The sequence below is a fragment of the Xylanibacter ruminicola genome (assembly GCF_900107775.1).
Lineage (GTDB): Bacteria > Bacteroidota > Bacteroidia > Bacteroidales > Bacteroidaceae > Prevotella > Prevotella ruminicola_C.
The window spans coordinates 728,568-740,363 of sequence record NZ_FNRF01000001.1 but is presented as its reverse complement, the minus strand read 5'-3'; the positions used below and the strand labels follow the sequence as shown (position 1 = coordinate 740,363).

The window sequence follows — 11,796 nt, the reverse complement described above, 5'->3', positions numbered from 1 at the left end:
TATATGATTACTCAGGATCAGCTGAAAGACATTTTAGAGAGAGCCGATGCCCTGCATCGCTATCTGGAGATAGACAAGAAGAAGATAGAATACGAGGAGGAAGATCTTCGTACGCAGGCTCCTGACTTCTGGGAGGACCGCAAGCGTGCCGAAGAGCAGATGAAGAAGGTTAAAGGCATTAAGAAGTGGCTGGATGGCTATAAAGAGGTTCGCACCCTGGCCGATGAGCTGCAGTTGGCCTTCGACTTCTTCAAGGACGAGATGGTAACCGAAGAGGAGGTAGAAGACACCTATGCTAAAGCCATCAAGGCCATCGAGGATCTGGAGCTGAAGAATATGCTCCGCCAGAAAGAAGACCCCATGGAAGCTGTGCTTAAGATTAACAGCGGCGCTGGTGGTACCGAGGCTCAGGACTGGGCTTCGATGTTGATGCGAATGTATATGCGCTGGGCCGAGGCTCACGGCTATAAGGTAACCATCTCGAACCTGCTTGACGGCGATGAGGCTGGTATTAAGAGTGTAACCATGCAGCTCGAAGGCGGCGATTATGCTTACGGCTATCTGAAAAGCGAGAACGGCGTTCACCGCTTGGTACGTGTATCGCCATTCAACGCCCAGGGTAAGCGTATGACCTCGTTTGCGTCTGTCTTTGTATCACCTCTTGTTGATGATACCATCGAGGTATATGTAGATCCAGCCAAGCTCTCTTGGGATACTTTCCGCAGTAGTGGCGCTGGTGGTCAGAACGTAAACAAGGTAGAATCAGGTGTACGTTTGCGCTATTGGTATACCGATCCTGATACAGGCGAGGAAGAAGAAATCCTCATCGAGAATACAGAAACCCGCGACCAGCCAAAGAACAAGGAGCGCGCAATGACGCTGCTTAAGTCGCAACTCTACGATCGCGCCATGAAGAAGCGTTTGGAGGCTCAAGCTAAGATCGAGGCTGGCAAGAAGAAGATAGAGTGGGGTAGTCAGATACGTAGCTACGTGTTCGACGACCGCCGCGTAAAAGACCATCGTACCAACTATCAGACCACCGATGTGGATGGTGTGATGGACGGAAAGATCGATGATTTCATCAAGGCCTACCTGATGGAATTCCCCGTTAACGACGACGAACAATAACGAATAACAAATAAAAATCATTAAAACTATGGCTCAAATTGCAAAATCATCAAAGTCTACCCAGAAGAAGGAGGCTTATCAGAAGAAACAAGAAGAAGGTGGCAAGAAAGTGCTGGAGTACATCTTCGGCGCATTACTTATTCTTGCAGTACTGTTTGTAGTATACTCTATTTTCATTGTATCGTAAATGAGCGGACTGGAAATAGAACGCAAATTTCTTGTAAAAAACAACGACTACAAGCGACAGGCTACCAGTAGCAGTCGCATTTGTCAAGGTTATATCTGCAGCGATCGCGGACGTACCGTTAGGGTACGTATCCGTGATAGCCGCGGATATTTAACCATTAAAGGTCCATCTGATATCGGAGGCCTTGCACGCTATGAATTCGAAAAGGAGATTTCGCTCGACGAAGCACAGCACCTGATGGACATCTGCGAACCTGGCAAGATTGACAAGACACGCTATCTGGTGCCTTGCAGTAAGCACACCTTCGAGGTAGACGAGTTCTATGGCGAAAACGAAGGCTTAGTGATGGCCGAGGTAGAACTTGGTGCTGAGGACGAAACCTTTGAGAAGCCCGATTTCATCGGCGAGGAAGTAACAGGCGATCGCAGATACTACAATTCTTGTCTGCTTAAAAAGCCCTTTACTTCTTGGGACGAAAATACCAAATAAGCGCTCCGATAACAACTGCCGAAGTAACGCCAGTAGCATTGGCGGCCAAATCAAGCCAATCGCCACTGCGATGCCCAAACGTACAGTATTCCTGTAACAGCTCCAACACACCACTCATAACGATTGGAGCCAGCCAAGCCCAAAAGAACAATTTTTCGTAATCAGCCTGCTTATGCTTACAGGTATACTCTATCCATACTACGATAAACGTACAACCATACATCAGGACATGCACCCATTTATCGGCAAACTCCACATTGTCGAGTGGTGTCTCTGGAAAAAAGGGAACAAGTGAAAGTATCCATATCAACGTGATAAAGAGCATTGAGATGGGGTACTTCCTTAAGAAATGAAACAAAAAACTCATATTTACTTGCAATTTAGGTGCAAAATTAAGAAATAATTTATACTTTTGCAACCAAATTAAAAGAAAAGTGAATATGTCACAACTTGAAAGGGCAAGTTTTGGTAGTAAATTAGGTGTTATTTTAGCCACAGCAGGTTCGGCTGTGGGCTTAGGCAATATATGGCGCTTCCCGTATATGACAGGACAGAATGGCGGCGCCATTTTCATTATTATCTATGTGTTCTGTATCCTGTTGCTGGGCATTCCATGTATGATAAGCGAGTTTATTATTGGTCGTCATGGTCAGGCCAACACGGCTCGCGCATTCCGCATCATGTCGGGCGATACCATCTGGTCGCTCATTGGCTATATGGGCGTGCTTACAGGTTTTCTTATCTCCGGCTATTATGCTGTGGTATCCGGCTGGTGCCTCGAGTACGTATGGGCCTCGCTTTCAGGCAAACTATTAGGCAACCCCGACTATATACAATCGTATTTCGTCACGTTCTCGCAGGATTCTATCAAGCCTGTATTCTGGACGTTTATCATTCTGCTGGCCACCTATATTATTATTGAGAATGGTGTACGCAACGGTATTGAGAAGGCATCAAAGCTTATGATGCCCATATTGTTTATACTATTGCTCATCATTGTTGTAGCATCGTGCATGCTGCCAAATGCCGAAAAGGGTATCGAGTTCTTATTTAAGCCCGATATTTCAAAACTAAACAGCGATGTATTCCTGGCAGCCTTAGGCCAGTCGTTCTACTCGCTGAGCATTGCAATGGGATGTATCTGCACCTATGCCAGTTACTATTCTAAGCAAACCAATCTCACAGCTTCGGCAGTTAACATCAGCGCCATCGATTTCTTGGTAGCTTTGTTAGCCGGACTGATTATCTTCCCTGCAGCTTTCTCTGTTGGAGTTAATCCCGATAGTGGTCCATCGCTCATATTTATCACGCTGCCTAACGTATTCCACCAGGCATTTGGTAGTATTGCAAGCTTAGGATATATTATTTCAGTACTGTTTTATACCTTACTCTCGATGGCAGCCCTCACATCACTCATGTCGCTGCACGAGGTAAGCACAGCATTCCTTGAGGAGGAGCTTGGCACCACCCGCAAACGTGCAGCTATGTTTGTTACTATCGGCAGCATTCTGGTTGGTACCGTCTGCTCATTATCGCTCGGTCCTTGGCAGGACTTTAAATTGTTCGACATGACCATCTTCGACCTCTTCGACTTTGTAACTGGTCAGTTGTTCCTGCCTATCGTGGGCTTCCTTACCTGTATCTTTATCGGCTGGTATGTTCCACATAAGATAGTACGCGATGAGTTTACCAATATGGGCACCTTGCGCAATGAACATCTGTTTCATAGCTACATCTTCCTTGTAAAGTATGTGTGCCCTATCTGCATACTGTTTATATTCCTTCACCAATTCGGACTATTGTAAATGGAGAACAGAGGTACATTTGGCAGCAAACTGGCCATTATCCTGACTACTGCAGGATCGGCCGTAGGATTAGGAAACATCTGGCGCTTCCCATTCATGACGGGTCAGAATGGCGGTGCCGCTTTCATACTTATCTACCTGGGATGTGTGCTGATATTAGGCATTCCAGGTATGATTAGCGAATTTGTAGTTGGCCGTTACTCACAATCCAACGCTGCCAGAGCTTATGGCAACGTAGGATTCAGGCGCGCCAAGTATATTGGCTACTTGGGTATTCTTACTTCTACCATCATTCTCGGCTTCTATGCCGTTGTGGCTGGCTGGTGCTTGCAATACCTGTATGCTTCGATAACCGGTAAGTTGATTGGTGACACCAGCTACATCATCGAATACTTTAAAAACTTCTCGAGCGACCCTATCCGCCCTTGCTTGTGGGGCGTTGGCTTTATACTGATTACACACTATGTGGTGGCAAAAGGCGTAAACGATGGTATTGAACGAGCATCCAAGCTGCTCATGCCGCTTCTGCTCATACTGCTGGTTATCATTGTTATTGCGTCGTGCCTGCTTCCTGGTGCTTCGAAAGGTATAGAATTCCTGCTAAAGCCAGATTTCTCGAAGGTAAGCAGCAATGTATTCCTCGAGGCTTTAGGTCAGGCTTTCTTCTCGTTAAGTTTGGGTACAGCTTGCTTGTGTACTTACGCTTCGTACTTTAAGAAAGATACCAACCTTGTTAAATCAGCCACTCAAATAGCCTTACTCGACTCGATGATAGCCATCTTAGCTGGTTTGATGATATTCCCAGCCGCCTTCTCTGTTGGCGTACAGCCCGATAGCGGTCCATCGCTCATATTCATTACACTGCCTAATGTGTTCCGTCAGGCGTTTGTAGGCATACCTATCGTTGGATTCGTTATCGCCATCCTGTTTTATGCCTTGCTGGTATTTGCAGCCTTAACATCTACCATCTCTATGCACGAGATTGGTACAGCATTCTTCCACGAAGAGTTGCATCTGCCAAGAAACAAGGCCGCGTGGATCCTGACTACCGTTTGTGGACTGATAGCCATATTCTGCTCGTTATCCGTAGGAGCCTACAGTCAGATACAGGTATTCGGCATGTCGCTGATGGACTTCTGCGACTCGCTTACAGCACAAATCATGCTACCCACTGGCGCCTTTTTTACCAGCATACTTATCGGATGGTTTGTTGAGCGTAAACTGGTACTCAATGAGTTTACAAATAACGGTTCGCTAAAGGCCACCTTCTTTTGCGCCTATCTGCTCTCTGTTAAGTTCATTGTTCCTCTCTGTATCCTATTAATATTCCTGCATCAGTTCCATATTATATGATACGCGAATTCTTTTATCTGCAAAAGTCCGACCGTAAAGTTATACTCTCGCTGTTAGTTGTCATCGTATCGGTATTCACCATGATATGTCTGACAGGTGGAAATGATACATCGACAGCCACCACACAAAAGAATTCGCCCCACTCAGCCGCTCGCAAAAACTATTACTATGCCAGTAGCCCTAAGAAGGTAGAACGATTCACCTTCGACCCTAATACGGCAGATAGCACCCAACTGCTACGTTTAGGATTGCAACCTTGGCAGGTACGCAACATCTATAAATATCGCGCTGCGGGTGGCATTTATCGCCAGCCTATCGATTTTGCCAAGCTTTATGGACTAACCGTTAAGCAATATCGCGAACTGGAGCCTTACATCCGCATCTCCAGCGATTACCTGTCAGCATCTACGCTGGTTAAGGAGAGGGCCAACTATAGTCCGAAAACTACCAAGGATACAGTAGTTGTCTATCAGCGCCCCACGAAGATAAAGGCAACAGAACATATTGTGCTGAATACTGCCGATAGCACAGCGCTGACAACCATTCCAGGTATCGGTCCTTACTACGCTCGCCGAATTATACAATACGGCAACAGGTTAGGAGGCTACGTGAGTGTAGAACAACTCGATGAAATCGACGATTTCCCGACAGAAGCCAAGCAATATCTGGTGATAAACAATCCTGCACCTAAGAAACTGAACATCAACCAATTATCACTTAACGAACTAAGACGCCATCCATACATCAACTTTTATATGGCTAAAGCCATTACCGATTATCGCCGTCTGCATGGCACCATCACATCACTAAACGAACTACGACTTATTAAAGACTTTACACCCGAGGTTATTAAGCGCCTTACGCCCTATGTTGCGTACTGATATGTTAATAAATCATAGCGAATGATAGCTGATTCGTGGAAAAGTTGTATATTTGCAAAATAAACTAAAAAACTTTTGAAAGATGTTTGGATTAGGATTCCAGGAGATACTGGTTATTGCACTGATAGTATTGCTGTTCTTTGGCGGCAAGAAGATTCCAGAACTGATGCGTGGCCTGGGTAAGGGCGTAAAAAGCTTCAAGGAGGGAATGAACGAGGTTACAGACTTGAAGGAAGAGGTAGAAAAGGACGAGAAGAAGGATGCGTGATACACCCACAATGACGTTCTGGGATCATCTCGACGAACTGCGTGGGGTGATAGTCAGAGTGTTGGTGGTAACAGTCATTGGAGCTTCGGTTGCTTTCTGCTTAAAGGATGAACTCTTTGCCATCGTACTGGCACCACGCTCCAGCGATTTCATCACCTACCAACTATTGGGAGTAGAACCTTTCTGTGTTCATCTGATGAACATCGGACTCACAGAACAGTTCATGGTTCACCTTAAAACGGCCTTCTATGCAGGCGTTCTGGTGGCTTCGCCTTATATCATCTACCAACTCTTCCGCTTTGTATCGCCAGCGCTCTATGACAACGAAAGGAAATACGCCACACTGCTCTGCTTTAGCGGCTACCTGATGTTTATACTGGGCACAGCACTCAACTATCTGCTGATATTCCCACTTACCGTCAAGTTCCTTGGCACTTATCAGGTTAGTCCCGATGTAGCAAATATGCTCACATTGCAATCGTACATGGATACGTTGCTGATGATGAACCTGGTGATGGGTATTGTGTTCGAACTGCCTGTAGTAAGTTGGCTGTTAGGCAAGATGGGACTGATTAATGCTGCGATGATGCAGAGTATACGCCGGCATGCAGTAGTAGCGATACTGGTTGTAGCAGCGATTATCACCCCAACTACCGATGCCTTTACGCTCATTGTGGTAGCATTGCCCATCTGGCTGCTCTACGAACTGAGCATTGTGATAGTAAGAATAACTGAATAATTACAAATACTTATATTATAGACTTATGCTTCGTAAAATCAGAACCATCCTTGCAGCGGTGATGTTTGTACTGATCACCCTGCTGTTCCTCGACTTTACAGGAACGTTGCACCATTGGCTTTCATGGTGCGCCAAGATTCAGTTCTTGCCTGCTGTGATGGCGCTTAATGTGGCAGTGGTAGCAGCATTTTTGCTTATTACACTTATATGTGGCCGCACTTACTGCTCCATCATCTGTCCAATGGGTGTATTTCAGGACATACTGGCCCGACTGAACAGGAAAAAGAACAAATACAGCTATTCGAAAGAGGTTCGCTGGTTGCGTTATCCAGTACTTGTGGTGTTTATCATTGCAGGTGTAGCTGGCATCGGCTCTATATTCCAGTTGTTAGCTCCTTATAGCAGCTACGGACGAATCGCCACCATGATATTCCAGCCCGTTTGGAAGATGGGCAACAACATCTTAGCCGAACTGGCTGAGCGCGCCGATAGCTATGCTTTCTACAGCGTTGATACATGGATGCGCTCAATGCCTGTATTCGTGATTGCAGCAGTTACCCTGGTAGTAATATTCATCTTGGCTTGGCGAGGCGGACGTACCTATTGTAACACTATCTGCCCAGTAGGTACCATTCTGTCGTTCTTTGCCCGTTTCTCATGGCTTAAAATCCGATTTGACGAAGATAAGTGCAAGAACTGCTCACTCTGTTCAAAGAATTGCAAGGCAGCCTGTATTGACTTTAAGACCCACAGTATCGACTATACCCGTTGCGTGGTTTGTGGTAACTGTATCGATAGCTGTAAGTTTGATGCGCTGAAGTACACAGCTGCCGGCCCGTCAAAAAAGACAAATAAAGCAAACGATGCCAACCCCATCGATACCTCAAAGCGCTCGTTCCTGCTGGCTACAGCCTTGGTATCTACAGCCGCTCTGGCTCAGAAAAAGAAGGAAAAGCTGATGGATGGTGGACTGGCAGAACTCGAAGACAAGGTAGCTCCTGAGCGCCAGACACCACTCACACCTCCAGGTTCGCTTTCGTTCCAGAATCTGGCCACACGATGCACAGGTTGTCAGCTTTGTGTATCAGAGTGCCCTAACCAGGTGTTGCGTCCTAGCAGCGATTTAATGCACTTAATGCAGCCCACCATGTCGTACGAGCACGGCTATTGTCGCCCAGAGTGTACACGCTGTTCTGAGGTTTGTCCTGCAGGTGCCATCCAGAAGGTTGATAAAGAAGAGAAAACAGCCATCCAGATTGGTCATGCTGTTTGGATTAAGAAGAACTGTGTTCCCATTACCGATGGGGTAGAGTGCGGCAACTGTGCACGCCACTGTCCTTCGGGTGCTATCGAGATGGTTCCGCTTGATGAGAACGATGAGGAATCACCAATGGTTCCTGCAATCAACGAGGCTGCATGTATTGGCTGCGGTGCCTGCGAGTATGTTTGTCCGGCTCGTCCATTCTCAGCTATCTATGTTGAGGGACACGAAGTTCACAAGAAGATTTAAGGAGGATTGATTTATGGAAAAGAAGAATATAACACGCCGTGCGTTCCTTAAGCTCTTTGGAGCAGGATCAGTAGCTACAGCCGCTACACTTGCAGGATGCAAAAGTGGCAATAAGGCTGGTAGTCAGGCAAAACAAGAATATAGGAACCAGGTTGAACCACCTGTTGGTCAGATGACCTATCGCGTTAACCCAAAGAACAAGGACAAGGTTTCTATTCTGGGCTATGGTATGATGCGCCTGCCATCAAAGGTGGATAACAGCGATGAGTTTGATCAGGACATGATTAACAAGCAAATCGATTATGCCTTGGCACATGGCCTGAACTACATCGATACATCACCAGTATATTGTCAGGGAAAGTCGGAGCGCTGCACAGGTATCGCCCTGAGCCGCCACAAACGTAGCGAGTACTTTGTGGCCACCAAACTCTCTAACTTCAACCACGACTACTGGTCTTTCGAGAAGTCGAAGGAGATGTACCACAACTCTATGAAGGAGCTGCAGGTTGATTACATCGACTACTATCTGCTGCACGCCGTAGGCGGCAGTATGGAGGAGTTTAACGGACGCTACGTGGATAATGGCATTATGGACTATCTGCTGAAGGAACGCGAGGCCGGCCGCATTCGTAACCTGGGATTCTCGTTCCACGGCAAGCAGGAAGTGTTCGACGAGGTGCTGGCTCTCGATGAGAAGTATCATTGGGACTTTGTACAGATTGAGCTGAACTACCTGGATTGGGATTATGCCAACGAGATTAGTAAAAGCAACGTAGATGCCAGCTACCTTTATGCCAAACTGCAGAAGAAAGGCATTCCTGCAGTCATTATGGAACCACTGTTAGGAGGCCGATTGGCCAACCTGCCACAGTATCTGATGACAGAGTTGAAGAGTCGCGACCCAGAGCGCAGCGTGGCATCATGGGCTTTCCGCTATGCAGGCACCAACGAAGGCGTACTTACCGTATTGAGCGGTATGACCTATATGGAGCACCTGAAGGATAACCTGCTCTCGTACTGTCCGCTGAAGCCGCTTACCGAAGAGGAGATGCGATTCCTCGATAAGGATATTGCCCAGAAGATTGTAGGTCTCGAGAATATTCCTTGCAACGATTGTAAGTACTGCATGCCTTGCCCTTACGGCGTGGATATCCCGGCCATCTTTGTACACTATAACAAGTGTAAGAACGAGGGTTCGCTGCCTATGGGTGTGGGCGATGCTGAGTATCGCAAGCATCGTCGCCAGTATCTCATTTCGCTGGATAGGGTAGTACCTCGCGATCGCCAGCCCGATCATTGCATCCAGTGCGGCCAGTGCGAGCCTCATTGTCCACAAAGCATTCGCATTCCACGCGAACTGGCAAAGATTGATGAAATGATTGAGAGCTTGAAGCGCAACCCAGAGGGCCCAGAAGTATAAAAAGAATAAATAAATTTGGTTTTTTGCTCACTTAATCGTACCTTTGCACCCGAAATAAACGTTTATAGAAGAAAATGGCATTAAAATGTGGTATTGTAGGACTGCCAAATGTGGGCAAGTCTACCTTGTTTAATTGTCTGTCGAGTGCCAAAGCTCAGGCAGCAAACTTCCCTTTTTGTACAATCGAACCCAATGTGGGTGTAATCACTGTACCTGATGAAAGACTGACCAAACTCGCTGAATTGGTTCACCCAGGACGTATCGTTCCTGCTACCTGCGAGATTGTAGATATTGCTGGTCTCGTAAAAGGCGCCTCTAAGGGCGAAGGATTAGGCAATAAATTCCTTGGAAATATCCGCGAAACCGATGCAATCATCCACGTGCTGCGTTGTTTCGAGGACGAGAATATCACTCACGTTGATGGCTCTATCGACCCCATCCGCGATAAGGAGATTATCGATACAGAGCTTCAGCTGAAGGACCTTGAGACTATCGAGAGCCGCTTGGCTAAGACCGAGAAGGCCGCAGCTGCTGGTAATAAGGACGCAAAGATCGAGGCTACTGTACTGCACGCTTATAAAGAGGTGCTTGAGCAGGGTAAGAATGCCCGTATCGTAGAGTTCGAAAGCAAGGACGAGCAGGATTGCGCTCGCAATCTGTTCCTGCTTACCTCAAAGCCTGTGCTTTACGTTTGTAACGTAGGTGAAACTGATGCAAAATCAGGAAATGCCTTTACCAAGAAGGTTGAAGAGCTGGCTAAGGAAGAGGGCGCAGAAACCATGGTTATTGCCGCTAAGACCGAAGAGGATATCGCTGAGCTGGAGAGCTACGAGGACAAGCAGATGTTCTTGGAAGAGCTGGGCTTGGAAGAGAGCGGTGTAAACCGCCTGATTAAGAAAGCTTATGCGCTGCTGAACCTCGAAACCTTTATCACCGCTGGTGAGATGGAGGTGAAGGCTTGGACCTACAAGAAGGGCTGGAAGGCTCCACAATGTGCTGGTGTGATCCATACCGACTTTGAAAAGGGCTTTATCCGTGCCGAGGTAATCAAATACGACGACTATATCCAGTATGGCTCTGAGGCAGCTGTACGCGAGGCTGGTAAGTTAGCCGTAGAGGGTAAGGAGTATGTAGTACAGGATGGCGATATTATGCATTTCCGCTTTAACGTATGATGAATCTTCTCAATTATATCGTTTGGCAGCCCGACATCGAAGCGTTCCACTTGGGACCTATTTCAGTTCGCTGGTACGGACTGATGTGGGTCATCGGATTGGTTCTGGCCTACCTCTTGGTTCAGCGCCTCTACAAGGAACAGAAGATTAAGGACGAATATTTCGACCCGCTCGCAATCTACTGCTTCTTCGGCATCCTAATTGGTGCTCGTCTGGGCCATTGCCTATTCTACGAGCCCGATTATTTCCTTACCTCAAGCAAAGGACTGATAGAGATGATTCTGCCTATCCGATTCCTGCCCGAAGGCGGCTGGAAAGTGATAGGCTATGCAGGCTTGGCCTCACATGGCGGAACATTAGGCTTGATGATTGCCCTCTGGATGTATGTACGCAAGACAAAACTGAGCATCTGGACGGTGCTCGATAACATCGCGATTGCCACAGGTTCCACAGCCTGTTTTATCCGCTTGGGAAACCTGATGAATTCAGAGATTATCGGCAAGATTACCGATGTGCCCTGGGCATTCATCTTCGAGAAGGTTGATGCCGTTCCACGCCATCCAGGACAGCTGTACGAGGCTATCGCCTACGCCATCCTGTTTGTCATCATGTGGACTCTGCATAAAAAGAAGCCTGAGAAGATTGGTACAGGTTGGTATTTCGGCTTCTGCCTTACGTATATCTTCACCTTCCGATTCTTCATCGAGTACACCAAGGAGATACAGGAAGCTTTCGAAGCATCATTGCCAATCGATATGGGACAGATACTCAGTATCCCCTTTATCATCCTAGGTGCTTACTGCATGATAAGAGCCAAGAAAATAGCATAAAAAAAGAAATC

The 11,796-nt window shown here is 46.9% G+C and carries 13 protein-coding genes; 12 read left to right on the top strand and 1 reads right to left on the bottom strand.

Annotated elements, in window-relative coordinates; all coding sequences use genetic code 11:
* Positions 1 to 3: 3 nt before the first annotated feature.
* The 3 genes from prfB to BLU97_RS02770 are packed head-to-tail and all read left to right on the top strand — an operon-like array spanning position 4 to position 1,804.
* On the top strand, positions 4 to 1,128 hold the full coding sequence (gene prfB / locus BLU97_RS02775) for a peptide chain release factor 2 (protein ID WP_074760147.1): 1,125 nt from the start codon (positions 4 to 6) through the stop codon (positions 1,126 to 1,128).
* 28 nt (positions 1,129 to 1,156) lie between these two features.
* Positions 1,157 to 1,315, top strand: coding sequence for a hypothetical protein (locus tag BLU97_RS15915; protein WP_013064297.1), 159 nt, complete (start codon positions 1,157 to 1,159; stop codon positions 1,313 to 1,315).
* Positions 1,316 to 1,804: a CYTH domain-containing protein gene (locus BLU97_RS02770; RefSeq protein ID WP_074760146.1), complete on the top strand. Its 489-nt coding sequence runs from the start codon at positions 1,316 to 1,318 to the stop codon at positions 1,802 to 1,804.
* On the opposite strand, the gene BLU97_RS02765 is transcribed toward BLU97_RS02770, so the two are convergent.
* Positions 1,776 to 2,171 (bottom strand): VanZ family protein, encoded by a 396-nt coding sequence (locus BLU97_RS02765; RefSeq protein WP_074760145.1) that lies wholly within the window; start codon positions 2,169 to 2,171, stop codon positions 1,776 to 1,778. The genes BLU97_RS02770 and BLU97_RS02765 overlap by 29 nt on opposite strands.
* A gap of 73 nt (positions 2,172 to 2,244) precedes the next feature.
* On the opposite strand from BLU97_RS02765, the gene BLU97_RS02760 reads away from it, so the two are divergent.
* From BLU97_RS02760 to lgt, 9 genes are all read left to right on the top strand, one after another.
* On the top strand, positions 2,245 to 3,609 hold the full coding sequence (locus tag BLU97_RS02760) for a sodium-dependent transporter (protein WP_074760144.1): 1,365 nt from the start codon (positions 2,245 to 2,247) through the stop codon (positions 3,607 to 3,609).
* Positions 3,610 to 4,962 carry a sodium-dependent transporter gene (locus BLU97_RS02755; RefSeq protein ID WP_074760143.1) on the top strand — a complete coding sequence of 451 codons (1,353 nt, stop codon included), beginning with the start codon at positions 3,610 to 3,612 and terminating at the stop codon, positions 4,960 to 4,962.
* Entirely contained in the window at positions 4,959 to 5,843 is an 885-nt protein-coding gene (locus BLU97_RS02750) for a ComEA family DNA-binding protein (RefSeq protein ID WP_074760142.1), read from the top strand. The genes BLU97_RS02755 and BLU97_RS02750 overlap by 4 nt, the downstream gene beginning before the upstream one ends.
* Positions 5,844 to 5,925: 82 nt before the next feature.
* Positions 5,926 to 6,111, top strand: coding sequence for a twin-arginine translocase TatA/TatE family subunit (locus BLU97_RS02745; RefSeq protein ID WP_013063539.1), 186 nt, complete (start codon positions 5,926 to 5,928; stop codon positions 6,109 to 6,111).
* 10 nt (positions 6,112 to 6,121) lie between these two features.
* On the top strand, positions 6,122 to 6,850 hold the full coding sequence (gene tatC / locus BLU97_RS02740; RefSeq protein WP_139208721.1) for a twin-arginine translocase subunit TatC: 729 nt from the start codon (positions 6,122 to 6,124) through the stop codon (positions 6,848 to 6,850).
* 25 nt (positions 6,851 to 6,875) lie between these two features.
* Positions 6,876 to 8,360: a 4Fe-4S binding protein gene (locus BLU97_RS02735; protein ID WP_074760140.1), complete on the top strand. Its 1,485-nt coding sequence runs from the start codon at positions 6,876 to 6,878 to the stop codon at positions 8,358 to 8,360.
* A 13-nt stretch (positions 8,361 to 8,373) separates the two neighbouring features.
* Entirely contained in the window at positions 8,374 to 9,780 is a 1,407-nt protein-coding gene (locus BLU97_RS02730; protein WP_074760139.1) for an aldo/keto reductase, read from the top strand.
* A 74-nt stretch (positions 9,781 to 9,854) separates the two neighbouring features.
* Positions 9,855 to 10,955 carry a redox-regulated ATPase YchF gene (ychF, locus tag BLU97_RS02725; protein WP_074760138.1) on the top strand — a complete coding sequence of 367 codons (1,101 nt, stop codon included), beginning with the start codon at positions 9,855 to 9,857 and terminating at the stop codon, positions 10,953 to 10,955.
* Positions 10,952 to 11,785 (top strand): prolipoprotein diacylglyceryl transferase, encoded by an 834-nt coding sequence (gene lgt, locus BLU97_RS02720; protein ID WP_074760137.1) that lies wholly within the window; start codon positions 10,952 to 10,954, stop codon positions 11,783 to 11,785. The genes ychF and lgt overlap by 4 nt, the downstream gene beginning before the upstream one ends.
* The last annotated feature ends 11 nt before the right edge of the window (positions 11,786 to 11,796 follow it).